A 25,328-nucleotide genomic window follows, 5' to 3' on the forward strand; every position below is an offset into this window, starting at 1 on the left:
TTCGTCGAATTCGATCCGGTACCACAACACCCCACACCCCCGCCGTTGAGTCTGTGACTCGAGCGCGAGTCGTCGAGGCGGCCTCCGAAACCCGACGACTGTATTCGGTGACTTTCTCTGGCATGAGCGCACTGAGGCGCTCCCTGGCAGAATCCGGTATAAGCCGGTCTCTCAGCGACATTTTCGTAAACGTTCGTCCATTACATAAAAGCAGTTGTGGCCATCTTGGAGGCCCCATTTTGCGAGGTGCTGTCCGCTCATCGGTGTCTGTCCGGCCTCGAGTTGTCTCCCACGGGACGAGCCAATACTGAAACCTTCTTGAGTCATCACCACGCGAATTCGAGTATGTACGATGGCGACCGCAGCGCTGTGGGGTGGCGAGCGTGACCAGCGTCAAGGAATTCCGAATCGAACGCGAGGCAACAACCGACAGCCTCGGCGCGGGCTCGTTCGTCTTTACGGACGACTACTCCGTCTTCGACTGGGGGAAAATGCCCGATCAGATCCCCGACAAAGGGGCCAGCCTCTGTACCATGGGGGCGTTCAACTTCGAACTGCTCGAGGCCGAAGGCGTGCCAACGCACTATCGCGGCGTCGTCGACCACAACGGCGACTCCGACTCGGTCGTCTCGCTCGAGGAGGCCTCGAGTCCACCCTGGGAGATGGCCATCGAACTGACACAGGTTCCTGACCTCCCCAACGAGGGCCGAGACTACGATTACGACCACTATCACGAGGCTGCCGGTGAGAACTACCTCATTCCCCTCGAGATCGTGTTCCGAAATCGCGTCCCCATCGGCTCGAGTCTGCGTAGCCGAACCGAACCCGCCGAACACGGCCTCGAGTACGATTCCTGGCCCGATGAGGCAGTCGACCTCGCAGAGCCAATCGTCGAGTTCTCGACGAAGTACGAGGAAGGCGACCGGTATCTCGAGCGCGCGGAGGCGGATCGGATCGCCGGCGTGGCAGATATCGACGCACTCGCAGACCTCGCCCGTGAGGTCAATCGGATTCTCACTGAGCAGGCCGAATCGGCCGGACTCGACCACCAGGACGGCAAAATCGAGTGTCTGTACTACCAGGGCGAGATCCGCGTCGCAGACGTCGTCGGGACGTTCGACGAAAACCGCTTTAGCTACGAGGGCAGCCAACTCTCGAAAGAAGTGCTGCGCCAGTATCACAAGCGAACCCAGCCCGAGTGGGTCCAGGCCGTCGAAGCCGCCAAAGCCGAGGCAAAACAGGACAACGTCGCCGACTGGAAATCCCTCTGTACGGTCGACCCTGAACCGCTCTCAGACGACGTTCTCGAGACGGCTCGCGATCTGTACTGTGCAGGGACCAACGCCTACACCGGCCACGACCTCTTCGAGGCCCCGCCGCTCTCGAGTGCGATTGGTGCAGTACAGCGGCTGTAGGCTGATATCGGCGAGACAAGCGCCAATCGTGTCGTCTGTCTGTTTGCGTTTAATATGCCCTGTGCTATCTATACACAGTACGAATCGACACAGTAACGCTCATATCGCGCGCGTTATCAACGTTAATTGAGCGTCAATGACCGCCGTTATCGCTAGTGTCCTCGGGCTAAGTATCGTCGCGGTAAGTCTCATCACGACTGTTACCGTCGTTGCGAGCGCCGCTGTCGCAGCCATCGTGCTCGCGATGGTCGGCCTGACAGTCCTCTCAGAACTCTCGTCGAACACGATCAGTGCGACCACGTCTGCAACGCCGGCGTCCGAACCAGACGCTGAACCGAGCGACGACTGAACTCGCTGTCCGTCGCGTCGTCCGTTTTTGCGTCTGTGTGACTTTCATCTCTTTGAGCTACCCACGGCTAAAGCCGTAGGTTTTCTCCTACATTTCCTACAATCCGTGGTCTCTCCCGACGAGATCACTGCGTGGCAACTCACTGAAAATGTGTGTCTCGAGACACAGCCTGAGCGACCGACTAGGACGAACGTATCGGTCGCCGTCGTCGCCTTATCGCCACTCCTCGAGTGACGCGGCTGCTGGCTCGGCTACCGAGACCCAGGCGTCGTCGCGGGCGATATCGGCGATGACGAGTCGTGGCCGTCCATCGGCCTCGTCGACTGCAGCAACCACCTCGTGGCTCTCTGTCGACGGTTCCCCGACTGACTCTGTCTCGGGCGTCATGTTTGGATATGTGACGTCGCCGACTATGAATGTTCTGGAATCGGCGTAAACAGTTGGTAATCGTGACGCGACCTGGCCAAAAATATTGAACAAGTCGGACTATAATGGTCTTTTTGGTAGACGGCTGGGAACTGATTTCGCGCTCGAGTCACTGTTCTCCATATTATTCTCCGTACGGGTACTCAAAATTAATACTGATAGTGACTCGGTGTCTCGCCGTTTCGTGGTTCTTATTCGTCAGTAACTGCGTTTCCGATGCCGTCAACCGGCCGGTCCGGGGTGACGTCGTCGATCTCGGCTGGGAGGCCGAGCTGGTACTGTTCGCCGTTCTCTCGGACCGAGGTTCGCCCGCGGTGGACCGAGACGTCGCCGTTGAGGTGGAGTTGAACGGCCTCGAGCAGTGCGTCGGCCTCGAGTGGCTGGCCTCGAGTTTTCATCTCGCCGAGGTCAGCGTCGTCGGGGACGTCGAACGCGCGCTGGGTGATGATCGGTCCCTGATCAAGGTCGGTCGTGACGTAGTGGGCGGTAACGCCAGCGACGCGAACGCCTTCCTCGATTGCCTGTCGGTAGGCCTCCGCGCCGGGGAACGATGGCAACAGCGACGGGTGGACGTTGATAATCCGGTCTTCGTAGCGGAAGACGACGTTTGGGCTGAGAATCCGCATGTACCGTGCGAGCACGATCAGGTCGGCGTTGTACTCTGCGAGCACCTCGAGGAGTTCGTCTTCGTTTTGCTGGCCGCTTTCGGTGCCGATATCGTGAAACGGCACGTCGTAGTGGTCCGCAAGCGGCTCGAGGTCGTCGTGGTTGCCGATGACGACGCTGATGTCTGCGCCGAGGTCGTCGTTGGCCCAGGCCTCGAACAGCGCCTCGAGGCAGTGGCTCTCTTTGGTGACGAGGACGGCGATCTGTTGGTTCTCGCGGTCGGCGGGGAAGCGGACCTGCACGTCGAGTCCGAGGTCGTCGCCGAGTTCGTGGAGGTCTTCCCGGAGTTTCTCCTCCGTCGTGACCATCTCCGAGGTATCAACAGCGAGATACATCCGGAAGACACCATCTCGAACCGCCTGATCGAGGTCTTCGATGTTGATCCCGCGCTCGAACAGGAGACTTGTCACGTTTGCAATCAGTCCGGTGTCGTCCTCTCCGATCACCGTGATTTCGGTTACATCAGTCGTCATCGAGACCACCTCCGCTCGAGCGTCCGTCGGTTCATCACATGGTTCTCAGTCCGTGTGCGGCTAAAAGTCCTGCTTTCCGTCTCCGTTCTGGAAATGCCACCGCACCACCATCACTTACCAAAAGTTGCTAACAAACACGTCAGAGTTATTAATTTGTGGGGCCAAGCGGTGTCCATGACACGTTCGTTCGATCACGAGGTGGCGGTCGTCGGTGCCGGACCTGCCGGAATCGGGACCGCCGTCGCCCTCGAGCGACTGGACCTCGAGTACACCGTTCTCGAGCGCGACTGTATCGGCGCGTCGTTTCGCCAGTGGCCCGCGGAGATGCGCTTGCTAACGCCGTCGTTTCCCGCCAACGCGTTCGGAACGCGGGATCTGAACGCCATTACGCCCGATACGTCCCCAGCACTTGCACTCGACTGCGAGCATCCGACCGGCAACCAGTACGCGGACTATCTCGAGGCTGTCGCGGAGTTTCATGACCTCCCAGTCGAGACTGGCGTCGACGTGGCTGGCGTTGATCCCATTCGCGACGACTTGAGCGATGGCTCCGACGAAACCGCGGGCTTCACGCTCGAGACGAGCGATGACTCAATCACGACGCGCTTTGTGGTCTGGGCTGCAGGCGAGTATCAGTATCCGACGACCGGCCCAATCGCGGGTGCGGAACACGGCGTTCACGTCGCCGGTGTCGACTCCTGGGACGCATACGCGAGGACACACGAAATTGCGTCCGAAACGGATGTCACACCTGAGTCCACTTCCGAATCCGCGGAAACCACGACGGCTGCCGACGCTGCGCCCCAACCCGCAGCCGACGGCGCAGGGACCGCGATGACACCACACAGCGACGATGTCGTCATTATCGGTGGCGCAGAAAGCGGTGTCGACGCCGCACTTGCACTGGCTGATGCTGGCTGTTCAGTGACCGTCCTCGACGACGACGGCACCTGGCAGTTCCGCAGTCCGGACCCAAGTGAGGTGCTCTCACCGCGGACGAACCAGCGTCTCGAGGCGGCACTCGCCGACGAACAGCCGATTGGACTCGTCGCGGGCGTACGCGCAGACCGTATCGAGCAAACGGCCGACGAGGACCCGACAGCCGACGACGACCATCTTGAGTACGCCGTCGTCACGACCGATGGGGACCGCTTCTACTCGCAGGTACCGCCCGTGCTGGCGACTGGGTTCGACGGCAGTTTGACGCTCGTCGAGGACCTGTTCGTACTCGAGGACGGCGTCGCCGACCTCACCGAGCGCGACGAGTCGACGACGACACCTGGCCTGTTCCTCGTCGGGCCGCAGGTCGCGCACAACGGCCAGAAATTCTGCTTTATTTATAAGTATCGCCAGCGCTTCGCTGTCGTCGCCGACACGCTCGGCGAGCGACTCGGCGTCGACACTGACTCGCTCGAGGAGTACCGCGAGACGAATATGTTTCTCGAGGACCTCGAGTGCTGTGAGCCAGAGTACTGCGACTGTTAAAAATGCGCGACCCGACGTGTGGTCAGTGACTCTCGTGGATGTGGCTCCGCAGCGAATCGGTGTCGTCGAATCCTTCGTCGCAGACGGCACAGGTGTTGTGATGCAACGCGACGTGTTGGGTGACACCGGCGGCTGATTGGAAGTTCTCGTCGCACGTTGAGCAGTTGTATCCCATACAGCGTGGAGTACATTTCCTACCCACAAAAATCGTGCTAGGAAAACACACTCGCACGCACCGAATCAATAACAACTCACCGACGATCAGTCACATCTGTCGGCTGCTCTATCGCCGCCAGATGCGTGTCACTGCCGTCGATTACTCACGCCAATTCGTCCGCGCGGCGTCGTAACGACGGCTCGACCGTCGTATCCTCGGCGAGTTCCTCGAGTTCATCGCTCGCGTTGCAGTCTCCGAGGCCGGCGAGGGCGCGTCGCCGGAACTCGCCGCTGAGACCGCCCATCTGGACGAGGATGGCGAGGTTGGTTCGCTCGCGCTGGTCGATCATGCGGTTGATTGCATCGCGTCGGTGCCGGGCGGGAACGCCCGATTTCACGACCGTTTGGAAATGTGTAGACATTGGTGTGAATGAGTTCTGGAATCTGGTTGTCGGTTGGCTATCTGGCGTCTTCCCGCGAGACGAACCCATCGCCCCAGGCTTTGATCCAGCGGTCGCGCGCCGCGTCGGCGGTGACCGCCGAATAGATCGTACAGGAGTCGGGGCGGTGGTCGTGACACTCGAGGTAGGCCTGATAGCACGGCGAGATATCCGCAGTTGGGGGCTCGCCGTCGCTCGCGGCTGGACTCGATTTGCTGTCGCGGTCGGTGTCTGTGTCGTGTTCAGTCACGGCGTGGCTCAGTCGGCGATGCCGATTTCGTGTTGCTCGTCGTGGTCGTGGCCTTCGTCTGCAGCAGGCTCGTCGGCCGCGTCTGCGTCCTCCGCTTCTTCCGGCGCTTCGGGTGGCTCGAACGACGGGAATCGATCCTCGTAGGTCGACCAATCCTCCTCGAGTTCGTCGTCTCTGAGCAGACACTCCTCGAGGTCGCCACGCAGCGCCTCGTGATCCATGTCGGTGCCGATCAGCACGAGACGAATGCCGCGGTCGCCCCAGCGGTCGTGCCAGCCGGCTTCGAGGTCGGGATTCTCGGCGAGGTGTTCTTCGCGTTCCTCGGCCGGCAGCGAGTCGACCCATTGGCCGGCGGGGGCGACTCGAACGGATTGGCCGGCGACGTTGACGGTAATCGCTTCGTCCATACGCCTCACGTGTCGCTTCTCGCTCGCGGTTCCACCACTCGCATCGGGATCCTCGCCTTGCTCGGATCCGGTCGCTCCCGTTCGCGGTTCCGAGGACTCACGTTGTTCGTCCTCGTAGCTCGCGATCCAGAAATGCCCCTTCGCGCGGACGACGTTGCTCGGGAACTCATCGAGCAGGTCCGCGAGACGCTCGGGGTGGAACGGCCGCCGGGCCTCGAAGACGAACGAGGTAACGCCGTGTTCTTCCTCGGCGGATTCGTGTGGCTCCTGGAGTTCTTTGATCCAGCCCGCCGAATGGCTGGCTTCCTCGAAGTCGAACCGGTCGGTTTCGATGACCGTGTCGGGGTCGATTCGGCCGTGTTCGGTGCGGATAATCTCCGCGCGCGGCTGGAGCACCTCGAGCGTGGATTCGATCTCCGCGAGCGTCGCTTCGTCCACGAGGTCGCATTTGTTCAACAGCAACACGTCGCAGAACTCGACCTGTTCGACGAGCAGATTCCCGAGGTGTTTCTCGGTGCCGTCGTCGTCGAGAATCTCGTCGGACTCCATCGCCGCGTCGAACTGGTGGGCGTCGACGACGGTGACGGTCGTATCGAGGTGACAGCCCGACAGCGGTTCGATGCCGGTCTCCTCGTAGAACTCGGTCGGGTCGAGGTCGGCCTGGTCGAAGCCGAGCGTCAGCGTCTGGGCGACCGGCAGCGGTTCGGCGACGCCGGTCGATTCGACGACGAGGGCGTCGAACTCCCGGTCGGCGGCGGTGAGTTCGCCGATGGCGTCGAGCAGGTCGCCCCGGAGCTCACAGCAGATACAGCCGTTCGAGAGTTCGATCAGTTCCTCGTCCTCGTCGGCGATATCCGAGGATTCGGCGACCCGGTCCGCGTCGACGTTGACCTCGCCCATGTCGTTGACGAGCACGGCGAGGTCCCGGTCGCTCTCCTGGAGGAGGTGGTTCAGAACGGTCGTTTTGCCGGCTCCGAGCGTTCCGGACAGTACCGTGACTGGAAGCGAGTCGTCGCTCATCGATTAACAACACAACCGCTTCACTAATAGAAGTTATTATTCTAAACGAAGATATTATTAACTACCCACTCGAGGTGTCGAACACATGATCCAGAGCCAGACTGGCATCGTCGCAGCCATTATTAACGGTCCCAGCGCCACTCGAGGACGATTACACGATGGAGGGGATGAATGACCGACGGCGACTCCTCCCGCGTCGTCCTCATTGGCAAGGAAAGCGTCGGCAAGTCGGCGCTCGCGGCCGGTCTCACCGGAACGTCGCCGACCGACGAAAACGTCGGCGGTTCGACCGTCTCGAGTGAGGTCTACCGAGACGACGACCTCGAGGTAGTCGATACGCCGGGTATCACGCTCGAGGCCGATACCGAAACGACCCGGAAGGCAATGGGTGCGCTTGAGGAGTCCGATTCCGTCGTGGTGGTCGTGCCGGCGACGGATCTCGATCAGGATCTCGCCGACCTGTTACCGCTGGTCGGCGGGAAGACCGGCGCAGTGGTCGTCACCTACTGGGACAAGGTCGGCACGGACGTCGACTCACGGGGAGCAATCAGCGACCTCGAGTCCGAACTTGGCGTTCCGGTGGTCCCAGTCGATGCGCGGAATCTGGCTCCTGTCGCGGCCGATGGCGGTCGCGTGGCAGGCGAACTTGACGCGCCCGCAGACGCGCGAGCGGTTCGACAGGCACTCCAGCATAGCGGCGCGTTACCGAGTGGCGTTACGACACAGGTTGGCTGGGAGATCGAACCACCCGAAACGATCCTCGAGCGCCCTGTTCTTGGCCCGATTGTGAGTGCGCTCGTTCTGCTTGCGCCCGCGGCGGTCGCCGTCTGGTTTGCAAACACCATTGCGGGCGAACTTGACCCGCTTGTTGGCGCGACCCTCGAGCCCGCAGTCGCCTGGAGCACGACGCTGCCGGGACCGCTCGCAGCCGTCCTCGGCGGGGACTACGGCCTGCTCGCGATGGGGCCGTTCCTGTTCGTTTGGGCGCTCCCGACGATGGTGATCTTCGCGCTGTTCATGGGCGCGTACAAGGCGAGTGGGCTGGTCACGCGCGTGACGACCGCGCTCCATCCCGTGATGCGCCGGGTTGGCCTGACGGGGCGCGATCTCGTGCGCGTCGTGATGGGCTTTGGCTGTAACGTCCCTGCCGTGACGAGCACCCGCAGTTGCTCGGACTGTACCCGCTGTACAACCATCTCGGCCATCTCGTTCGGCTCGGCCTGCTCCTATCAGTTCCCCGCGACGCTTGCGGTCTTCGCCGCCGTCGGCATGCCGTGGCTCGTCGGCCCCTACCTCGCGATTCTCGTCGCGACGACGCTCATCTACGTGCGCCTGATCGCCCCGCCCACAGCGCGCACGACGACGCTCGCCGTCGACCGACGTACGTTTCTCGAGCGCCCGCGCCTGCGAGCGATCTGGCGCGAAGCGCGCACGTCACTCACGAGTTTCGTCAGAACCGCTTTGCCCGTCTTCGCGCTCATCTGCGTCGTCGCTGCGCTGCTCGAGTACGTGGGCGCGCTCACCAGACTCGGGGGCGTTCTCGAGCCAGCAATGAGTGTCGTTGCGCTCCCGGCTGACGCTGCGTTGCCACTCGTACTCGCGTCGGTCCGGAAGGACGGGATCGCTCTTTTTACCGCGGACTCGTCGGGCGTCGCCGCACTGTCGCCACTCGAGGTACTCGTCGCGGTCTACCTCGCGGGCGTGCTCTTGCCCTGTCTCGTCACGGCGATTACGGTCGCTCGAGAAGTGTCGGTCCGGTTCGTCGCCACGATGCTGGCTCGACAGGCCGCCGCGGCGGTTGGTTTTGCCCTGGTGATCGCCTGGGGTGGCCGCCTGCTGTTCTGAGGACTTTCAACCGGTTGAGCGCTCGAATTCGTGGTCGTGCTCGTCGCCTGATCGCTGTCGGTTCGGTTGGGCCGACTCGCTTTCGCCTGCGAGATAGCGCTCGACATCGTCAACTGTCTCCGTCTCGAGCAGGACCTCGAGTCGGCGTTCGAACTCCGAATCGGACAGGTCGCCGTCGGCGTAGCGGGTTCGCAGGCGCTCGAGGGCGTCCTGTGGGTCCTCCTCGACGGTGTCGTTGGTCGCCGATTCGTCTGCCGGTTGTTGTATCGCGGCGATCATCTCCCTGAAAATCTCCCCACCGAAGACGAACGCGAAGATGGCGACGATTATCGCGACGCCGGTGTCGATAGCCGCGAGCGCGACGAATGCAAGCAGCATACCGACGATAACGATGGCCATCGGCATCGACAGTCCGGCGTTGGCCCAGTCACTTCCCATATGTCGTGTTCGTGAACGAACACAAAAAGACCTGTCATCCACGCATCGAATCTCGAGTCGAGCACGATATGTGAACCAGTCAATTCCGGCTAGTCTGTATTATTAAGAAGAAAGGTTAAAATAATAATTCGGTGTAACAGGATTCCATGCGTGAGTGCGTGATCATCGGCGGCGGCATCCACGGTACCTATCTGGTCCAGCGACTGCTCGAGGAGACGGCACTCGAGCGGTCAGACGTTCTCATTGTCGATCCAAACGACCAGTTACTCGCGTCGTTTCGACGGAAGGCGCGGGCCTGCGAGATGGACGCGCTGCGGTCGACGTTCGTCCATCATATCGGCACCGAACCGTTCGGACTCGAGGATTTCGCCGAGGCGCGCGGGCGCGAAGACGAACTGCTCTCGCGACCGAAATACCCACGTCGGCCGTCACTGTCGCTGTTTCTGGACTACGCCGAGTACGTCCTCGAGCGCACCGACCTGTCCTCGCTCCATCGGCAAGCCACCGTCACGTCGATTCGGCGCTGCGAGCGCCGCGGGAGCGCCTCGGAGCGCCCGCTCATCCTCGAGACCGACACAGGCGAGGAAGTCAAAACTCGAACGTGCGTGCTGGCGATGGGCCACGGCGGGCGCTATTGCAGCCCCGACTGGGCAGACGGCATTGGGGAAATCGAACACATTTGGGACGAATCGTTCGATCCCGCGACGCAGTCCGGCGAGTCCATCGTCGTCGGCGGCGGGATCACCGCAGCGCAGGTCGCACTCTGTCTCGCTGACCGCGCGGCGGACGGCGCAGGCGAGGCTGCGTCTGGGGTCACCTTGCTCTCGAGACACGACCTCGAGACGGCAGCCATCGAGGCCGACCCGCGCTGGATCAACTGGAATCACATCGAGCGCCATCTGCACCGACACCCGCCTGGTTCGCAGGCCCGCGCCGATGTCATCCGCGAGGCGCGCAACGACGCGACGATTCCGCCGACGCTGTTCGAGCGCCTCGAGTCCGCCGCAGAGACTGAGACACTGTCGATCCGTCACGGAGACGTTCGCAGTGCCCGCCGAGTCGACGGTCGTGTTCGCCTCGTACTCGAGAACGGCGGCTGTTGTAGCGCCGAGCAGGTCGTTCTCGCCACGGGCTTCGCTCCGATTTTTGACCATCCATTCGTCGAGCAGGTCGCCGACGAACTCGACCTCAAGCGCGGCTATTGCGGCATGCCGGTGCTGTCCGACGAGACGCTTGCCTGGCACCGCAAGGATGACACGGCGAGTCGCCTCTTCGTCTCCGGCGCACTGGCGGCTGGGGCCGTCGGCCCGCTCGCGGGCAACATCGCGGGTGCACGTCGTGCGGCCGACCGCCTGAGCGCGGGGGTCGAGGCCGTTGTCGACCCGCATCGGATCGCCGCCTGAGTCGAGACCCGCATCGTTTTATTTCTCCCGTCGATATTGTGGCGTATGAGCACAATCGGACCCGAGCGACTCGAGGATCGACTCTCGAGTGCGGAGTCGCCGTACGTCATCGATATTCGCCCGCGTGAAGCGTATCAGCGCGACCATATCGAGGGCAGTCACAACGTGCCCGTCTACGACGATCTTCGCGGCGGTGATGAGGCGGCGTTCCGAGAGGCGCTTTCGGACGTGCCAGCCGAGAGGACGGTCGTCACGGTCTGTAAAGCAGGAATCGTCGCTCGAACGGCAACGACCATTCTCGAGGACGAGGGCTACGACGCGGTCACGTTAGCCGGCGGCCAGCGCCGCTGGAACGGCTACCAGAACGGCTCGCTCGGCTATCGCCTGCGGTCGGCGCTCGGCGGGTTGCTCCCCTGAGTACACGGTTGTTTCCGACGCAGGTATCCACGAACGTGTAACACCGAGCAAAGGCGAAAGCGTTTTTGAGCATGGTTACGGGATATCAGATAATGACCGCCTACACCGCGACGGTGACGGTTCGACTCAAACACGGCGTACTCGACCCCGAGGCCGAGACGACGAAACAGGCACTCGAGCGCCTCGGCTTCGACCTCGAGGGGCTTCGCTCGGCTGATCGCTTCGAGGTCGACCTCGAGGCTGAGTCGGTCGACGCCGCCCGCGAGCGTGCTGACGAGATGGCCGAACGACTGCTGGCGAATCCGACCATCCACGACTACGATGTGGAGGTCGACGAACGGTAGATGACCGTTGCAATAATCAGGTTCGGCGGCTCGAACTGCGACCGCGACGCCGAGCGCGCACTCGCACACCTCGAGATCGACGCCGAAATCGTCTGGCACGAGGACGGCCTGCCTGAAGACACAACGGGAATCATGCTGCCCGGTGGCTTCTCTTACGGCGATTATCTCCGCGCGGGTGCGATGGCCGCGCGCTCGCCGATCATGGCCGAGGTTCGCGAGGCAGCCGCCGACGGCGTGCCTGTTCTCGGCGTCTGCAACGGCGCACAGATCGGTTGCGAGTCCGGGCTCACCGAGGGTGCGTTTACGACGAACGAAAGCGCGCGTTTCCAGTGCGAACACGTCTACCTACGCGTCGAGCGCGCGGATACACCTTGGACCGCTGCCTATGAGGAAGGCGAGGTCATCGAAATCCCGATTGCCCATGGAGAAGGGCGCTACGAGATCCGTGATGAGCGACTCACAGAACTCGAGGACGAGAATCGAATTCTGTTTCGCTACTGCGACGAAACCGGCGAGACTGGACCCGAGGTCAACCCCAACGGCTCGAAACACAACGTTGCGGGCGTTCTCGGCGACCATGAAGGCGTTGCCGTGTTGATGCCCCATCCCGAGCGCGCGACGGTTCCTGATGTCGGGCCGACGGCAGGACAGGGCGTCCTCCGCGGGTTCGAACGCGCTGTGGAACTTGAGTAACCCGTCATCTCCAGTCGCCCGTCGCTGCCACACCAGATCGCGCGGACCGGCCGGTACACTTATTCCAATTCTCAAGTGACCAGTAGTAACAACGCTGTCGCCAGCAGTCGGGTGTCTCTCCTGGCCGGCTGTTGGCTTCCAGCCCTAGTGAGTGCCTTGAAGTCATGAACTGCGTCGTCTACGCTGATTGTTCCCCGTCGGACGACCTTGTCGCGGCGTTCGGAGACGCAGGCTTTGAGCCGATTACAGCCGAGACGATTGCGGAATGTCGCTCGATAGTCGAGCGCGAGCCAACTCGGATCGCCTGTCTCGTGAGTGCTCACTCACTCGGCGATGGGACCTGCCTCGAGTTGTGTCGACAGTTTGCGTCCGAACCGGTGCCGGTCGTCGTCTGTCCGGCCGACGGAAGCGAGACACTCGCTGGCGAGGTCCTCGCGGCTGGGGGCGATGGCTACGTGCCTCGAGCGAGCGCGCCCGAGACGCTCCTCGAGCGTGTTCGAACCCTCGCTGCGACACAGCAATCTGCCCTCTTTCGCTCGCTCGATGATGAGCAGTATATCGGTGACTTGGAGACAGAGGGCCGCACCACGTCTGGGGCCGCTAACTCGTCCTCGTCTCCGCTGTCATCTCTCCCGTCTACTGTGGAATCTCACTCGACGATGTCTCCGTCCGCATCGCCCGGACCCGGACTCGAGTCGGGTGCAACCGACGACGCTGTGGCTCCGTCATCGGCGACGCTCGAGAACCTGCTGTCCGAGGCGGACCCGAACGGTTCGCTCGAGGAGTTGCTGGAGTATACGGACGCTGATGTGTCGCTCGCGCTCACACAGGAGCATGCGACGGATCGCGAGCGCGCCGGCACAATCGTCGAGGTTGTGGGCGAAAGCGTCTATTCACTGGACAGTGCAGGACGATTCGTCACGGTCAACGAGACGCTGGCCGAGGTGAGCGGCTACGACCGGGCGGAACTGATCGGGAACCATATCTCGATGATCCTCTCTGCAGAGAGCATCGAGCGGCGACAAAAGCGTCTTCGTGCACTGTCGTCGGCAGGTGGACAACCGGATGACGCGGTCGCGACCTACGAAGTAACACTCGAGACGCAGGCCGGCCGACAGATCCCGTGTGAGATCAACGCGACGCTGTTTGATGCGGCTGAGTCCGAGGATAGCAGTGGTGGTGGGACTGTCGGCATTATCCGCGATATCAGTGATCGCAAGCGGATGAAACGCGAACTGCACGCACACGAGGCGAAAATCGCGAGTTTACACGACGTGGCCTCGAAACTCGATGACTGCGAGACGCGCGAGGAGATTTATGAGGTTACTGTGACTGCTGCAGAGGAGGTGTTACAGTTCGACGTCTGTGTCGTCGATATGGTCGAGGGGTCGCTGCTGGTCAAAAAGGCAGTTTCCACTGGTCTCGACGTGGAGGTCGAACAGACGATGTCGGTCGAGGAGGGTATCGCCGGGAAAACCTATCGAACGGGTCGAACACACCGAGTCGACGATATTACGACGAACCCGACTGCGAAGACCGAAAGCGACGAGTTTCGTTCCGTGCTTAGCATTCCAATCGGCGATCACGGCGTCTTTCAGGCCGTTTCCTCCGACTTTGCTGCGTTCGACCATGACGACCAAGAACTCGCGGAACTGTTGCTTTCACACGTTTCTGATGCCCTCGAGCGGTTCGATTTCGAGGCCGAAATCCGTGCGGAGCGGGACCGGTTCGCTGCGCTGTTTGAGAACGTCCCGGACGCGGCAGTCAGTACGCGCCAGCGCAGTGCAGATGCGCCGCCGATCATCGAAGCCGTCAATCCTGCCTTCGAGCAAATCTTCGGCTACGACGAGTCCGAGTTGCTCGGCGAACCGCTCGATCAGTTCATCGTCCCACCCGACCGAAACGCCGAGGCGCTGTCGATCAACCACCGCAGTGGCCAGGGATCCGTCGTCGAAACTGAGGTGAAACGACGGACGACGGACGGTATTCGCGACTTTATGATTCGCGTCGTCCCCATCGAAAGTGACGACGAGGTCGAGCGATCCGTTGGTCTCTATACTGATATTACCGACCGCAAACGAAGACGCAAACGCCTCGAGATTCTCAATCGTGTCCTGCGTCACGACCTTCGAAACGGGATGAACATCATCAATGGCTGTGCGGAGGTCGTCGCTGACAAGGAAACCGGCGAGACGGAAGACTACGCCACGATCATCCAGGAGCGGGCGAACGAACTCATCGGACTCGCCGAGAAAACCCGCGCTGTCGAACGCACGCTCGAGCAAGATGGCTCGATGACGACCGTTGTCGACGCGGTCGACATCACCGAGCAGGCACTCGAACGATTCGAACACGAGACTGATTTCGCTGGTGACAGGCCGTACAACCTCTCGGTTTCGCTTCCTGAGCAACAGTTCGTCCGTGCGAGTCACTATCTCGAGACGGCACTCATACAGGTTCTCGAGAACGCCCTCGAGCACAACGATTCGTCGCCGCCAGTGATCGGCGTTCGACTGTCCGAGGGTGACACTGACGACGATCTGGTAACGCTCTCGATCAGCGATAACGGGCCAGGGATCCCGACTGAAGAGCGAGAGCTGTTACAGGACGAACGTGAGATTACGCAGTTGCGCCATGCCAGCGGCCTCGGGCTGTGGCTGGTCAACTGGGTCGTCGCTCAATCCGGCGGCCGACTCACGTTTGCTGCAAACGAACCATACGGGACGACCGTCGAACTACAACTGCCTCGAGCCGAGACGGAGACGATTCAGTACGTCGCTGATGAGGATGACAAGTAACTGTCGCCTGACTCGCCTGTTTAAATGACCGCTGGTAAGACCCACCAGCCATAGCGACCTCGAGTTGGCTGGAAACGGCCGGAAACCATACTACCGGGTACCCGTGATTTGAACTCGAGATCACACTCGGTCTCGAGGATGGCACGTGTCCGAATCAGATCCGAACTCAGAGCGAGCGCCGATTCCAGTCGGGATTGCCGAGTACGCTGTCTCGACGGATGAGCGGCCGCTGCGGACTAGCGGCGTTGGCTCCTGTGGCGTTGTTGCAGTCTACGACGAGGCGGCTGGCGTGAGCGGACTCTTGCACTTCATGTTGCCTTCTGCACAGGGGGCCGGCGAGAGCCGTCCAGCCGCGAAGTTCGCGGATACAGGGATTCCGAAACTGCTCTCGGCTGTTGAGGCCCACGGCGGCCAGCCCACTCGAGCGTGGGCGAAACTTTCGGGGGGTGCAACGATGGTCCCCTTCGAGAGCCTCGAGGAGTCGGTCGGTGAGCAAAACGTGGCAGCGGCGCGGGCGATGCTTGCGGCCGAGAACATCAGGATTCGGGGAACGGATGTGGGCGGGGAACGGGGGCGGCAGGTGACGTTCATGCCCCGGACGGGCGAGTTGGTGGTGACGACGGCGGATGGCGAGACGCGTCGCTGGTAGTCGAACAGTTGCGGTGTGAGAACTGAAAGCGTCGTGATTACCGCGTCAGCGGCTGGTTGAAGCCACGTTCGCGTTCCATGACGACTTCCCAGGTCCGCTCGCACTCACAGGAGACTTGCTCGAAGACGGATGGGTCCTGTCGCAGGCCGAAATCCTTGATCGCTTTCTGGACGAGGTCATCACACTCCTGGCAGTTATGCGGCCCGCGGTCGGAGCCGTGTCCAACGGGGTCGGAGACGACGATGGCGTCGATATCGGCGGTTTCCTCGAGCACGTGGGCGACCGACCAGAGCCACGGCGGTCGGTAGCCGTCGTTGAAGTAGAGTTCGTCGACCATCGTGTAGCGCTGGACGTTACACGGGTTCATCGAGACGGTGTGACAGCCAGACACGTCGGCACAGCGCTCGATGGAGGAGATCATGTCGTCGACGGCTTCTGACTCCGTGAGGAACGGCGGCTTCATCAGCAGGTAGGCCTTGATTCCCGCGTCGGCCTCGCTGCCGGCGTCATCGTCCGCGACGGCGGCCTCGGCACAGGCGTCTTCGAAGTCAGCGAAGTCGAAGTACTTGTTCACGCAGTCGTGTCGCACGCGGTCAGTGGCCGTCTCGAGGCCGATTGCGATGTCCGTGTCGATGCCGTACTGGGTGAAGTCACCGATTTTCTCGCGGTCGACGAAATCAGGCAGGGACTCGAGGACGATGCGCTCTCGGTCGGCAAAGGTTTCGGCGATGGCGCGTCGGCTCTTGGCGTCGACTTCGCGCTCGTCGAGGAAGGAGCCAGAAGTATAGATCTTGATGAGTTCGGCGGGTTCATCGGCGTTTTCGGCTTCGTGCTCGAGGCAGACGTCGATCTGGTTCATGAGCGCCTCGTGGGAGACGCTGCCGCCGTCGACGCTTTCGGCGACGTAGCCACACATCGTACAGCCACCGGCGCGGGCCCAGCGACAGCCGCCGGTGTTGAGAATAATCGTCAGGCTGGTCTTGACGCCACCGGGCGTGTTGTCCTCGTCGAGCCAGACGCGCGTCGGTTCGTGGGGGTCGTAGCTGGCCTCTTTGCGCGAGCGAATCTCGCGCATCACTTGATTGTGGGCGTCCATGCCCTTGCCCTGCTCGTAGACGTCGGGCGTGGGTTTACTCATTAGCAGGGAAAAGCGGGCCAGCACCTAAAGCGCCTTCGTTGCCGCCCATCGCGACAGTCGTCACTCACCCCAGTCGGATCTCTTTTGTCTCGATTGCGTCACAGGTCGGACAAACGAATTGGTAGCGCACGCGCCTGCCGGATGTGGTCACGCGCCAGCCGGCGTCAGCAGGCTGTGAGCCACACTGGCGACACTGGGGCTCCGATTCGTCGAATTTCGTCCTGAGTCGCTCGAACGGTGATCGATGCACACTCATACTGTCCACTACTACGTGCATGTCATTAACACTCATGGTTTTCATTCGAAATCCGACTGGTCGCTCGACCACCTGCGTTCTTGAGGGCGCCCCACGTAGATGGCGACATGACAAACGCCGATGCCGCGGGTGACGCGGCCCAACCCTCGCCCGCGACAGCCACACTCGAACGGATCGTCGATCCCGTCATTACCGTCGCGGATGGGACCGTCACCTACGCGAACGATGCAGCTCGCGAGGCATTCGACCTCGAGGATGGAGAGGACGCGTTGGGAGACGTTCTCGAGGAGTCACACCACCTCATGGCGGAAATCGACGAGACGACGGTCGGGACGTCCCGTCAGGTTGCACTGGATGGTACACAGTACGACGGGCGGATTCACCGTGCAGAAAGCGGGGCAACGGTCATCTTCGAGTCTCGAGCCACGACCGCTCCCGTTGACGACACAGCGAGTGGCACAAGCGACAGTCAGCATGTCAAACTTACACGGGACCGGGCCGTCAAAGAACGCGCACTCGAGGAAGCGCCGGTCGGGATCTCGATTTCGGATCCGGCCCGCGAGGACAACCCGCTGGTGTACATCAACGATGCCTATCAGGAGATCACTGGCTACAGCTATGACGATGTCGTGGGTCGAAACTGTCGGCTCTTACAGGGCGAGGACTCTGATCCCGACGCCATCGCCGAGATGGCTGCTGCTATCGACGAAGACCGGCCCGTCACGGTCGAACTCAAAAACTACCGCAAAGACGGCAGCGAGTTCTGGAACGAGGTTACAATCGCGCCGGTCCGCAACGAATCCGGATCAGTCACCCACTACGTCGGCTTCCAGAACGATATCACTGCACGCAAGGAAGCCGAACTCGCCCTCGAGCGCCGCACCGCCGAACTCGAGTACCTCCTCGAGCGAGTTGAGGGGCTGATTCAAGATGTGACGACAGCCGTCGCGGGTGCCGCAGATCGGTCGACGCTCGAGCGCGAGGTCTGTGATCGGATCGCAGCGGAGGCGGCCTACGATGACGTCTGGATCGGCGAGCGCAATCCGGCAACGGGAACGATTGACGTCCGAGCGGGAGCCGGCGAAACGCCAGACTCGATCTCTACCGACACAGCACATCCTGCAGCCGAGGCGCTTTCAACCGGCGACATCGCCCGCGGAACGCTCGCGGACGACGCCGGGTCGGCCGACGACGCAACAACGACCGAAGCGACACACGCCGCGTATCCACTCACGTACAACGAAATTGAGTACGGCGTCCTCTCCGTGCGCACCGTCGCTGGGCAGGATATCGGCGACCGAGAGGCGGTGATCTTCTCGGCGCTTGCCCGCGCGATTGCGAGCGGTATCAACGCCCGCGAGACCAGTCGCGTCCTCACGACTGACGCCGTCGTCGCCGTCGACCTCGAGTTGACGGACCCCGCGGTCGCGCCCGTTGGACTCGCTGGGGAGGCCGACTGCCGACTCGAGTACCGCCGATCAGCCCACCATCCAGGGGCGGAGACGACTGACAGCGACGAGACAACCGCGACGTTGTTCACTGCAACAGGAGCGACTGCGGAGACGATAACCGACGCAGCGGACTCGCTCGCCGATATCAACTGTCGCGTCGTGGTCAAGCACGACGACGACGCTGAGTGTCTGATCGAACTATCCGGAGGGACTGACATCGTCTCCTGGCTCTCCGAGCGCGGCGTCCGCGTGACGGCAATCGACTGCGAGGACGGCCGTGGGACGCTCTCACTCGAGATTCCACGGTCGGCAAACGTCCGCTCGATTATCGAGGCACTCGAGGAGCGCCACCCTGGGACTGACGTGCGCTCGTTCCAGCAACGCGACCGCACCGGCGAGACGCGCCAGGAATTCGTCGCCCGACTCGAGGATAATCTGACTGACCGCCAGTTGACTGTCTTGCAGCGGGCCTATCTCGGCGGCTACTTCGACTGGCCTCGGCCCGTCACAGGCGAAGACCTCGCACAGTCGATGAATGTCTCGCGGCCGACATTTCACGAACATCTGCGGACGGCGGAGGCGAAACTGTGCCGTGCATTTTTTGACGGGGAGTAGCGGGTCCGCCTCTGAGACGTGTGGCACTTGCAGGCCGTATGTGCCAGCTACCGGGTTGTAGCCTCCAGTTAGCGACTCGAGCGTCACCAGCGTTTAATACGGAGTTTGTGGTAGCGACTGGTCATGCTCGAGTTTGTAACTCCGTTACAAGTCGGCGGTGGCGGCTTCCTGTACTGGGCAGTCGTATTCTTCGTGCTCGCGATTATCGCAGCGGCCGTCGGGGCACGCGGCGTCGCCGGCGTTACGATGGAGATTGCCCGTATCTTCGTGTTGATCTTCATCATCCTCGCGATTGTGGCATTACTCCTCTAATGTCTCACAACTCGAGTAGCAACACGGCCTCGAGAGTGAGCATCATTCGATCACGTACTCGAGTCGACCATAGCGCGCTGCTGACTCGAGAATCGGTTCTCATTGCCGATTGTTAACTATAGTTGGTTACTGATGGTCGGGAACAGCTAACACGCTGGCGACCGAATACAATGGGGAGGGGTTACTATGACTGCACTCGGCGGTTTCCAAGACAACGTTGCCCGCATCGACCTTTCGGATGGGTCTGTCGCGTACGAGTCGATTGACGACGAGGACGCAAAGAAGTATATCGGTGCGCGCGGCCTCGGTGTAAAGTACGTCTTTGAGCAGGGGCCGGACGTCGACCCGCTCGGTCCCGACAACCTGCTTGCGTTCATGAACGGGCCGCTCTCGGGCACGCAAGTGCCGATGAGCGGCCGGATTGCGGTCTGTACGAAGTCGCCGCTGACGGGCACCGTCACCGACAGCCACCACGGCGGCTGGTCGGGCGCACGCCTGAAGTGGGCCGGTTTCGACGGCCTGCTATTCGAGGGCCAGGCCGACGAGCCGGTGTATGCCGTCGTCGAAGACGGCGAAGTCGACCTCCGGGACGCCTCCGAACTCTGGGGAAGCGGTGTCCATGAAACCCGCAAGGCACTCGAGGAAGAACTCGAGGGCTCGTATGGGAAGAATATGAGTTTCATGGGGATCGGTCCCGGCGGCGAGAACGAGGTGAAATACGCTTGTATCATCAACGAGGATGACCGAGCCTCCGGGCGCGGCGGCACGGGCTGTGTGATGGGGTCGAAGAACCTCAAGGCAATCGTCGTCAAGTCAGGCACGAAGATGCCCCAGCCGGCGGACAAAGAGACGTTCATGGAGGGCCACCAGCAGGCGATGCAGGCCATTCAGGAGTCGGAGGTCACCGCGCCCAACGAGGGCGGGCTCTCGATGTACGGGACGAACGTCCTGATGAACATCGGCGAGGAGATGGACGGCCTGCCGACGAAAAACGGCCAGTACACCTCGACCGAGGCGATGCGCGACGCAGAGGGCGCGGATATCGACGCTGAACGCGTCTCCGGCGAGAACGTCCGCGAGAACATCCTCGTCGACGAACCGACGTGTCACTCCTGTCCGGTCGCCTGCAAGAAGGAAGTCGAGGTGCAAGCGATGCACAAAGGCGAGGAGATGAACGTCCGCACGGAGTCCTACGAGTACGAATCCGCCTACGCGCTCGGCCCGAACTCCGGCCACACCGACCGCGATGCCGTCGCGCTCATGATCGACCGCTGTAACGACATGGGCGTCGACACCATCGAAACGGGCAACATGATGGCGATGGCCATGGAGATGACCGAGGAGGGCAAACTCGAGGGTGTCGGCGAGATGGACTGGGGCGACTACGAGACAATGATCGACATGATCGAACAGATCGCCCACCGCGAGAACGATCTCGCGGACCTGCTGGCTGAAGGCCCGCGTCGCGTCTCCGAGGCGAAAGACGCCCACGAGAACTCGCTGGCTGTCAAAGGCCAGACCATCGCGGCCTACGACCCACGCTGTATGAAGGGCATGGGGATTGGCTACGCGACCTCGAACCGCGGGGCTTGCCACCTGCGCGGGTACACGCCCGCCGCCGAAATTCTTGGCATTCCGGAAAAGGTCGATCCCTACGAGTGGGAGGGCAAAGGCGAACTCACCGCGGAGTTCCAGAACCTCCACGCCATCAGCGACTCCTTCGACATCTGCAAGTTCAACGCCTTCGCGGAAGGCATCGAGGAGTATGTCCTCCAGTACAACGGCATGACCGGCCTCGACGTGACCGAAGACGAACTGATGGCAGCCGGCGAGCGCGTCTACAACTTAGAGCGCTACTACAACAACCTCAACGGGTTCGACGGCGCTGATGACTCGCTGCCAGCACGCTTCCTCAAGGACGGTATCCGGGGGCAGGGCGCAAGCGAAGGCGAGTACTGCGAACTCGAGGAGATGAAAGACGAATACTACGACTACCGCGGCTGGGTCGACGGTGTCGTGCCGGACGAAAAGTTAGACGAACTCGAGATCGAGATTGGACCGGGAACGGGCGTCTCCGCCGGTGACTCGGCGGCGCCGGCTGACGACTGATTGCGGTGTCGTTGCCGGCTTCCCGCTGTTGAACGAGTCGGTGTTTTTATCGGTTGTCTGTCTGTTATTTGACGCGTGCCACGTCAATCGCGAAGTCTTCAGGTTCGGATGATGCTGTCGCTCGCCCTTCTGGTAACGGTCACCCGAGGCGTTGGCTGCGCTCGAGCGTGACCAGCACGAGCCTCGTCAGGAGGGGGTACTCGAGGCCTGATTTCTGACTCGAGTTTGAATCACTGAAAGACCACCGGACGGTTCGACTGTCCGAACGAACCAACGGACATATAGCTGAACCGAACAGTGTTCCAGTATCCATGATGGCGACGACGCACGCGTTTGTGGGCCTCTCGCTCGCGGTCGGCGTCGCCCTCGTTGCGCCCGAATTCGCCGCCGTCGTCGCGATTGCAGGCCTTCTCGGCGGACTTTTTCCCGACTTTGACCTCCCTGCAGGGCACCGACGAACGCTGCATTTTCCGGTCTACTACTGGGTGCTCGCGATTCCAGCGACGGCTGTTGCGCTTGTCGCTCCGACCCAGTGGAGCCTCGCCTTCGCAGTGTTCGTGCTCGCCGCTGCGCTTCACTCCGTGACGGACGCGGTTGGTGGTGGCCTCGAGACGCGCCCGTGGGAGGGGACCACCGATAGGGCGGTCTATAGCCACTTCCACGGCCGGTGGATCGCGCCGCGCCAGTGGGTCGGCTACGACGGCTCGCCGGGCGATCTGGCGCTTGCGGCCCTGCTTGCGCTCCCCGCGTTGTTCGTCTTCGATGGCGTTGTCCAGTCTATTATCGTCGCGATGCTCGTCATTTCGATTGCCTACACCACCTTGCGGAAGGCACTCGTCGACGCCGGCGGACGACTACTAAAACGCGCACCGCCGGCGCTCGTCGCGACAGTGCCGGAGTGGGTCCGCTCCGATGACAGTGACAACGTACCCAGGACCGAGCGCTCGCGGAGAGACTGACTGCGAGGCAATGAGATTGGCATTCCTTCTGACTCGCGATAAAAATGAGACACCCAGTAACTCGAGGTGTCCGCTACGACACGTCCGCCCGTTCGGACGGTCGGGATGGCTCGGTCTCGAGCGTGGCGTTGCTCAGTCGTCGGCGACGGCGTGACCGGTGGTCGTGGCGCTACTGGCTGTCTCTGTCTCTGGCTGGGTCAGTTCGATTTCGACGCCGTTGCCGTCGCTGAGAGAGACAACGACGTCATCGAAACAGCGAACGTACTCGGTTGCGTGCTTCCCGGAGGTGTTGATCCGGACCTGTTCGTCGACGAGACCGGCTTCGGTCAGGGTCTCGACTTTCCGATAGGCCGTCGACATCGGGATTTCACACTGCTCTGAGAGCTCTGTCGCGGTCAGTGCAGCGTCGCTCGTCGCCTCGAGTATCGTTCGGCAGGCGTCGTCCTCGAGCGCTGCGAGGACACGGTCTGGGTCTGCGGGGTCGTCGTCAGTGAGCCATCCTGCCTTGGGTGAGTTCGTAGCGGACATTGTACTTCGTAGTAGTGACCGGTCCACCTCGTAGTGAGTCCCACTAAATACAGGGGTCTTTATATGGGGTTACGTATTCTCGGCTCGAGAGCGTGTGGAGACACCGAACGAGACACAGGCTTTAGGATGCCTCGAGTTTCAGTTATAGCTGATGCCGTCGGGGATACGTGCCGAAATTCGACTCGAGGATCCGCCCGATTGCGTAGTGACGCAGGCGGCTGCGACCACCAGCGGAACGGTCAACTCGGTGACGACCAGTACCAACCCGGACGCGCCGACGCGCGTGACCGAGGAGTTCATGCTCGAGGCCGAGGAGTATCCCGACGACGATGAGTTCGACGTGGGCGCTGATCTCTCGTCGGTGTTCGCCTACGGCTCGAGTTCGGTGTATCGGTTCGAACGCGACCTTGGCGCAGGCTGTCCCTGCGAGGTCATCGAGTCGTTCGACTGCCCGGTGACGGACGTCCGCACACGCGGCTCGTCGCTGTATCTCACTTTCCACGCGCCAGATATGCAGGGGCTACAGGCGATTATCGGCGAGTTACAGGATCAGTACGACTCACTTGATGTCCAACGCCTGTTGCAGTCACAGCAAGACCACGCCGAGCAGACCCTCGTCTTCGTCGACCGCTCGTCGTTGACCGACCGGCAGTTGGAAGTCCTCGAGACGGCCCACCGAATGGGGTATTTCGAGCATCCGAAACGGGCCAACGCGGGCGAGGTCGCTGAGGAACTCGGGATTACGAGTACGACGTTTACAGAACATCTCGCCGCTGCACAGACGAAACTATTGGATGCGATCCTCGACCACAAGCGATGATCATACTAGAACGCTTCGGGAACTACTGCCGAGCGGAAACGAACCCTAACCCTATATATAATGGACACACAGCTATGAACGTAGCCGATTCACATCGTATACAGTCTGAGCGTCGTCATGAGTAGATACGTATTTCACTGCCCCGAGTGCGGCCAAGAAATCGAGGTCAACGAGTCGATGCGTGAGGCCACCTTATCGCATGGCTGTCCAGTCTGTGGAGCCGACGTCACAGAAACGGCGTTCGCGACGGAACAACAGACGAACTAGTCGTCTCAGTCACCACTTCGGTCGATTTCTGTTCGCCGCCCGTTGAGTGTGTCCGGGACGAATCGATACAGTTCGATATCGAGATCCTTCTTGCCTTCTGCCCAGATTTCGAACAGCGGTCGCTTTGCATCACCGTACTGTGCGATCTGGTCCGGCGTCAGATCCGCGGGATTGATCTCCTCGAGTGTCCCAACCGCAATGACGCTGCGATAGGTTGCATCCGACTCGTCGTAGACGACCAGTCGCGCGTCAGGCGTCGAGTTGAGAAACTCGCGTTTTTCGCTGTCCGGTGTCGAGACCAGTCGCATGTAGATCTCTCGGTTCTCGTCGTCGTAGCCGTACGAAATCGGGATCGCATACGGATCGTCGGTACGCGCGAGCGACAGCACCCCCGTCTCGTGGCCGCCGAGGAAGGTGTCGATTTCCTCGTCGGTCATATCGGTCTCTGTATCGATGGCCATCGTCTCAGTATCCCTGCAAAGGAGAAACAGTCTCTTTATAGTTGCGACCCCGCCGTGACAGCAGTTTGTCCGCCATCGCTCTCGAGTCGAACGTCAATCACTAGCCACACCGATCAGAACCGGTTCGCGGATCTCGAGAGCAGTCTCGAATTCGTCTTCGCGGTCTGCTCGCCGCCCAGCGCGCAGCAGTTGCTCCTCGTGAGCGCGCCGAATCGCCGAGTGCTCGCGTCTCTCGAGGCCAAGCATCTCGCCGAGTTCGTCCCAGTGACCCCAGTCGACGAGAAATGCCTCGTAGCTGCCACTCTCGTCTATGTACACGCACTCAAACTCACGACGATAGCGCTCGCGGTCACGCTCGAGGGCGGCCTGCGTCCGAACGACCAGCGTTGACAGCCGCGCCGGTGTGACGCTCGTTTTTGCGGCCGCAAGCAGGAGAATCTGGCCGCTGATCGGTCCGTCCGTCATCAGCCACCTGCGCGCATTGCCTTCTGGGCGAAGTCCTCGACGAGCGACTCGAGCGTGTTTTCCTCGCCTTCGAAGACGACGGTTATCTCGGTCAGCGTTAGCGACGGACCGATACTGACCGTCTCGGACGAGAACGTGGCGGTCCAGTCCTCGCCCGCAACGGTTCGGTCGTCGACCTGCTCGCCGCCGAGATTCGTCAGGTACCGAATCACGAGCCGTTCGGAGATGCCGCGAAAGGACCGCTCGAGACGAGTCGTCATACGTCCCGTAGGA

Annotated in this window: 29 protein-coding genes; 16 read left to right on the forward strand and 13 right to left on the reverse strand. The window is 61.6% G+C overall.

Features of this window, described 5'->3' with window-relative positions:
* Positions 1–383: 383 nt before the first annotated feature.
* Entirely contained in the window at positions 384–1,415 is a 1,032-nt protein-coding gene (locus tag B2G88_RS15085; RefSeq protein ID WP_054863026.1) for a phosphoribosylaminoimidazolesuccinocarboxamide synthase, read from the forward strand.
* A gap of 136 nt (positions 1,416–1,551) precedes the next feature.
* Complete coding sequence (locus tag B2G88_RS15090; protein WP_054862998.1) at positions 1,552–1,764, forward strand: hypothetical protein; 213 nt, start codon at positions 1,552–1,554, stop codon at positions 1,762–1,764.
* Positions 1,765–1,977: 213 nt separating this feature from the next.
* On the opposite strand, the gene B2G88_RS19675 is transcribed toward B2G88_RS15090, so the two are convergent.
* Positions 1,978–2,151, reverse strand: a complete 174-nt coding sequence (locus B2G88_RS19675) for a DUF7556 family protein (RefSeq protein WP_176393261.1) — start codon at positions 2,149–2,151, stop codon at positions 1,978–1,980.
* A 230-nt stretch (positions 2,152–2,381) separates the two neighbouring features.
* Entirely contained in the window at positions 2,382–3,329 is a 948-nt protein-coding gene (locus B2G88_RS15095; RefSeq protein WP_087715221.1) for a formyltetrahydrofolate deformylase, read from the reverse strand.
* A 174-nt stretch (positions 3,330–3,503) separates the two neighbouring features.
* Between B2G88_RS15095 and B2G88_RS15100 the strand changes: the two genes are divergently transcribed.
* Positions 3,504–4,814: an NAD(P)/FAD-dependent oxidoreductase gene (locus B2G88_RS15100; RefSeq protein ID WP_087715222.1), complete on the forward strand. Its 1,311-nt coding sequence runs from the start codon at positions 3,504–3,506 to the stop codon at positions 4,812–4,814.
* A gap of 22 nt (positions 4,815–4,836) precedes the next feature.
* On the opposite strand, the gene B2G88_RS19680 is transcribed toward B2G88_RS15100, so the two are convergent.
* The 4 genes from B2G88_RS19680 to B2G88_RS15115 all read right to left on the reverse strand — a co-directional run bounded on the left by B2G88_RS19680 (position 4,837) and on the right by B2G88_RS15115 (position 7,087).
* Positions 4,837–4,989, reverse strand: coding sequence for a C2H2-type zinc finger protein (locus B2G88_RS19680; RefSeq protein ID WP_176393262.1), 153 nt, complete (start codon positions 4,987–4,989; stop codon positions 4,837–4,839).
* A 145-nt stretch (positions 4,990–5,134) separates the two neighbouring features.
* On the reverse strand, positions 5,135–5,392 hold the full coding sequence (locus B2G88_RS15105) for a hypothetical protein (RefSeq protein ID WP_054862997.1): 258 nt from the start codon (positions 5,390–5,392) through the stop codon (positions 5,135–5,137).
* A gap of 37 nt (positions 5,393–5,429) precedes the next feature.
* Complete coding sequence (locus B2G88_RS15110) at positions 5,430–5,660, reverse strand: DUF7511 domain-containing protein (protein ID WP_087715223.1); 231 nt, start codon at positions 5,658–5,660, stop codon at positions 5,430–5,432.
* An 8-nt stretch (positions 5,661–5,668) separates the two neighbouring features.
* Positions 5,669–7,087, reverse strand: coding sequence for a GTP-binding protein (locus tag B2G88_RS15115; protein WP_087715224.1), 1,419 nt, complete (start codon positions 7,085–7,087; stop codon positions 5,669–5,671).
* Between the two features lie 171 nt (positions 7,088–7,258).
* On the opposite strand from B2G88_RS15115, the gene B2G88_RS15120 reads away from it, so the two are divergent.
* Positions 7,259–8,932, forward strand: coding sequence for a nucleoside recognition domain-containing protein (locus tag B2G88_RS15120; protein WP_087715225.1), 1,674 nt, complete (start codon positions 7,259–7,261; stop codon positions 8,930–8,932).
* A 6-nt stretch (positions 8,933–8,938) separates the two neighbouring features.
* On the opposite strand, the gene B2G88_RS15125 is transcribed toward B2G88_RS15120, so the two are convergent.
* The gene (locus B2G88_RS15125; protein WP_054862996.1) at positions 8,939–9,370 is read right to left on the reverse strand and encodes an SHOCT domain-containing protein; all 432 of its coding nucleotides are present in this window, start codon (positions 9,368–9,370) and stop codon (positions 8,939–8,941) included.
* 146 nt (positions 9,371–9,516) lie between these two features.
* On the opposite strand from B2G88_RS15125, the gene B2G88_RS15130 reads away from it, so the two are divergent.
* From B2G88_RS15130 to B2G88_RS15155, 6 genes are all read left to right on the forward strand, one after another.
* Positions 9,517–10,773 (forward strand): FAD/NAD(P)-binding protein, encoded by a 1,257-nt coding sequence (locus B2G88_RS15130; protein ID WP_087715226.1) that lies wholly within the window; start codon positions 9,517–9,519, stop codon positions 10,771–10,773.
* Between the two features lie 45 nt (positions 10,774–10,818).
* On the forward strand, positions 10,819–11,190 hold the full coding sequence (locus tag B2G88_RS15135; RefSeq protein WP_087715227.1) for a rhodanese-like domain-containing protein: 372 nt from the start codon (positions 10,819–10,821) through the stop codon (positions 11,188–11,190).
* Positions 11,191–11,282: 92 nt separating this feature from the next.
* Positions 11,283–11,534: a phosphoribosylformylglycinamidine synthase subunit PurS gene (gene purS, locus B2G88_RS15140; RefSeq protein WP_054864105.1), complete on the forward strand. Its 252-nt coding sequence runs from the start codon at positions 11,283–11,285 to the stop codon at positions 11,532–11,534.
* Positions 11,535–12,227, forward strand: a complete 693-nt coding sequence (gene purQ, locus B2G88_RS15145) for a phosphoribosylformylglycinamidine synthase I (protein ID WP_054864104.1) — start codon at positions 11,535–11,537, stop codon at positions 12,225–12,227. It begins immediately after the preceding gene.
* Between the two features lie 164 nt (positions 12,228–12,391).
* Positions 12,392–15,025, forward strand: coding sequence for a PAS domain S-box protein (locus B2G88_RS15150; protein WP_087715228.1), 2,634 nt, complete (start codon positions 12,392–12,394; stop codon positions 15,023–15,025).
* A gap of 145 nt (positions 15,026–15,170) precedes the next feature.
* Entirely contained in the window at positions 15,171–15,674 is a 504-nt protein-coding gene (locus B2G88_RS15155) for a chemotaxis protein CheD (protein ID WP_087715229.1), read from the forward strand.
* A 37-nt stretch (positions 15,675–15,711) separates the two neighbouring features.
* Here B2G88_RS15155 and B2G88_RS15160 read toward each other — a convergent pair whose 3' ends face one another.
* Together B2G88_RS15160 and B2G88_RS19970 are read right to left on the reverse strand one after the other, a co-directional pair.
* A complete protein-coding gene (locus B2G88_RS15160; protein WP_054864100.1) occupies positions 15,712–16,812 on the reverse strand; it encodes an archaeosine biosynthesis radical SAM protein RaSEA in 1,101 nt (366 codons plus the stop codon).
* A gap of 64 nt (positions 16,813–16,876) precedes the next feature.
* A complete protein-coding gene (locus B2G88_RS19970; protein ID WP_054864106.1) occupies positions 16,877–17,068 on the reverse strand; it encodes an HVO_0649 family zinc finger protein in 192 nt (63 codons plus the stop codon).
* A gap of 107 nt (positions 17,069–17,175) precedes the next feature.
* Here B2G88_RS19970 and B2G88_RS15170 point away from each other — a divergent pair, with 107 nt between their 5' ends.
* The 4 genes from B2G88_RS15170 to B2G88_RS15185 all read left to right on the forward strand — a co-directional run bounded on the left by B2G88_RS15170 (position 17,176) and on the right by B2G88_RS15185 (position 22,514).
* Complete coding sequence (locus B2G88_RS15170; RefSeq protein ID WP_087715230.1) at positions 17,176–19,134, forward strand: bacterio-opsin activator domain-containing protein; 1,959 nt, start codon at positions 17,176–17,178, stop codon at positions 19,132–19,134.
* Positions 19,135–19,257: 123 nt separating this feature from the next.
* Positions 19,258–19,446 carry a DUF1328 family protein gene (locus B2G88_RS15175; RefSeq protein WP_054864099.1) on the forward strand — a complete coding sequence of 63 codons (189 nt, stop codon included), beginning with the start codon at positions 19,258–19,260 and terminating at the stop codon, positions 19,444–19,446.
* Between the two features lie 186 nt (positions 19,447–19,632).
* The gene (locus B2G88_RS15180; RefSeq protein ID WP_087715231.1) at positions 19,633–21,555 is read left to right on the forward strand and encodes an aldehyde ferredoxin oxidoreductase family protein; all 1,923 of its coding nucleotides are present in this window, start codon (positions 19,633–19,635) and stop codon (positions 21,553–21,555) included.
* 311 nt (positions 21,556–21,866) lie between these two features.
* Positions 21,867–22,514, forward strand: coding sequence for a hypothetical protein (locus B2G88_RS15185; protein ID WP_087715232.1), 648 nt, complete (start codon positions 21,867–21,869; stop codon positions 22,512–22,514).
* A 132-nt stretch (positions 22,515–22,646) separates the two neighbouring features.
* Here the strand turns inward: B2G88_RS15185 and B2G88_RS15190 are convergent, their stop codons facing one another.
* Positions 22,647–23,042 carry a winged helix-turn-helix domain-containing protein gene (locus tag B2G88_RS15190; protein ID WP_054864197.1) on the reverse strand — a complete coding sequence of 132 codons (396 nt, stop codon included), beginning with the start codon at positions 23,040–23,042 and terminating at the stop codon, positions 22,647–22,649.
* A 151-nt stretch (positions 23,043–23,193) separates the two neighbouring features.
* On the opposite strand from B2G88_RS15190, the gene B2G88_RS15195 reads away from it, so the two are divergent.
* Both B2G88_RS15195 and B2G88_RS15200 read left to right on the forward strand, forming a co-directional pair.
* Complete coding sequence (locus tag B2G88_RS15195; RefSeq protein ID WP_087715233.1) at positions 23,194–23,862, forward strand: helix-turn-helix domain-containing protein; 669 nt, start codon at positions 23,194–23,196, stop codon at positions 23,860–23,862.
* 117 nt (positions 23,863–23,979) lie between these two features.
* On the forward strand, positions 23,980–24,129 hold the full coding sequence (locus tag B2G88_RS15200) for a DUF7560 family zinc ribbon protein (protein WP_054864199.1): 150 nt from the start codon (positions 23,980–23,982) through the stop codon (positions 24,127–24,129).
* A gap of 5 nt (positions 24,130–24,134) precedes the next feature.
* Here the strand turns inward: B2G88_RS15200 and B2G88_RS15205 are convergent, their stop codons facing one another.
* The 3 genes from B2G88_RS15205 to B2G88_RS15215 form a co-directional block, all read right to left on the reverse strand.
* Positions 24,135–24,590, reverse strand: coding sequence for a pyridoxamine 5'-phosphate oxidase family protein (locus B2G88_RS15205; RefSeq protein ID WP_054864200.1), 456 nt, complete (start codon positions 24,588–24,590; stop codon positions 24,135–24,137).
* A gap of 93 nt (positions 24,591–24,683) precedes the next feature.
* Positions 24,684–25,055, reverse strand: a complete 372-nt coding sequence (locus tag B2G88_RS15210) for a hypothetical protein (protein WP_054864201.1) — start codon at positions 25,053–25,055, stop codon at positions 24,684–24,686.
* Positions 25,055–25,315, reverse strand: a complete 261-nt coding sequence (locus tag B2G88_RS15215; RefSeq protein WP_087715234.1) for a hypothetical protein — start codon at positions 25,313–25,315, stop codon at positions 25,055–25,057. The genes B2G88_RS15210 and B2G88_RS15215 overlap by 1 nt, the downstream gene beginning before the upstream one ends.
* Positions 25,316–25,328: the final 13 nt, after the last annotated feature.

Source organism: Natronolimnobius baerhuensis, assembly GCF_002177135.1.
Classification (GTDB): Archaea; Halobacteriota; Halobacteria; order Halobacteriales; family Natrialbaceae; genus Natronolimnobius; species Natronolimnobius baerhuensis.

Bases quoted from the DNA above. Each gene is read 5' to 3' on its own strand.
- B2G88_RS15185 (WP_087715232.1), top strand. From the start codon at position 21,867: ATGATGGCGACGACGCACGCGTTTGTGGGCCTCTCGCTCGCGGTCGGC.
- purS (WP_054864105.1), top strand. From the start codon at position 11,283: ATGACCGCCTACACCGCGACGGTGACGGTTCGACTCAAACACGGCGTA.
- B2G88_RS15115 (WP_087715224.1), bottom strand. From the start codon at position 7,087: ATGAGCGACGACTCGCTTCCAGTCACGGTACTGTCCGGAACGCTCGGA.
- B2G88_RS15170 (WP_087715230.1), top strand. From the start codon at position 17,176: ATGACAAACGCCGATGCCGCGGGTGACGCGGCCCAACCCTCGCCCGCG.
- B2G88_RS15135 (WP_087715227.1), top strand. From the start codon at position 10,819: ATGAGCACAATCGGACCCGAGCGACTCGAGGATCGACTCTCGAGTGCG.
- purQ (WP_054864104.1), top strand. From the start codon at position 11,535: ATGACCGTTGCAATAATCAGGTTCGGCGGCTCGAACTGCGACCGCGAC.
- B2G88_RS15200 (WP_054864199.1), top strand. From the start codon at position 23,980: ATGAGTAGATACGTATTTCACTGCCCCGAGTGCGGCCAAGAAATCGAG.
- B2G88_RS15215 (WP_087715234.1), bottom strand. From the start codon at position 25,315: ATGACGACTCGTCTCGAGCGGTCCTTTCGCGGCATCTCCGAACGGCTC.
- B2G88_RS15120 (WP_087715225.1), top strand. From the start codon at position 7,259: ATGACCGACGGCGACTCCTCCCGCGTCGTCCTCATTGGCAAGGAAAGC.
- B2G88_RS15190 (WP_054864197.1), bottom strand. From the start codon at position 23,042: ATGTCCGCTACGAACTCACCCAAGGCAGGATGGCTCACTGACGACGAC.
- B2G88_RS19675 (WP_176393261.1), bottom strand. From the start codon at position 2,151: ATGACGCCCGAGACAGAGTCAGTCGGGGAACCGTCGACAGAGAGCCAC.
- B2G88_RS15125 (WP_054862996.1), bottom strand. From the start codon at position 9,370: ATGGGAAGTGACTGGGCCAACGCCGGACTGTCGATGCCGATGGCCATC.
- B2G88_RS15105 (WP_054862997.1), bottom strand. From the start codon at position 5,392: ATGTCTACACATTTCCAAACGGTCGTGAAATCGGGCGTTCCCGCCCGG.
- B2G88_RS19970 (WP_054864106.1), bottom strand. From the start codon at position 17,068: ATGAGTGTGCATCGATCACCGTTCGAGCGACTCAGGACGAAATTCGAC.
- B2G88_RS15130 (WP_087715226.1), top strand. From the start codon at position 9,517: ATGCGTGAGTGCGTGATCATCGGCGGCGGCATCCACGGTACCTATCTG.
- B2G88_RS15150 (WP_087715228.1), top strand. From the start codon at position 12,392: ATGAACTGCGTCGTCTACGCTGATTGTTCCCCGTCGGACGACCTTGTC.
- B2G88_RS15205 (WP_054864200.1), bottom strand. From the start codon at position 24,590: ATGGCCATCGATACAGAGACCGATATGACCGACGAGGAAATCGACACC.
- B2G88_RS15180 (WP_087715231.1), top strand. From the start codon at position 19,633: ATGACTGCACTCGGCGGTTTCCAAGACAACGTTGCCCGCATCGACCTT.
- B2G88_RS19680 (WP_176393262.1), bottom strand. From the start codon at position 4,989: ATGGGATACAACTGCTCAACGTGCGACGAGAACTTCCAATCAGCCGCC.
- B2G88_RS15100 (WP_087715222.1), top strand. From the start codon at position 3,504: ATGACACGTTCGTTCGATCACGAGGTGGCGGTCGTCGGTGCCGGACCT.
- B2G88_RS15195 (WP_087715233.1), top strand. From the start codon at position 23,194: ATGCCGTCGGGGATACGTGCCGAAATTCGACTCGAGGATCCGCCCGAT.
- B2G88_RS15160 (WP_054864100.1), bottom strand. From the start codon at position 16,812: ATGAGTAAACCCACGCCCGACGTCTACGAGCAGGGCAAGGGCATGGAC.
- B2G88_RS15095 (WP_087715221.1), bottom strand. From the start codon at position 3,329: ATGACGACTGATGTAACCGAAATCACGGTGATCGGAGAGGACGACACC.
- B2G88_RS15090 (WP_054862998.1), top strand. From the start codon at position 1,552: ATGACCGCCGTTATCGCTAGTGTCCTCGGGCTAAGTATCGTCGCGGTA.
- B2G88_RS15175 (WP_054864099.1), top strand. From the start codon at position 19,258: ATGCTCGAGTTTGTAACTCCGTTACAAGTCGGCGGTGGCGGCTTCCTG.
- B2G88_RS15210 (WP_054864201.1), bottom strand. From the start codon at position 25,055: ATGACGGACGGACCGATCAGCGGCCAGATTCTCCTGCTTGCGGCCGCA.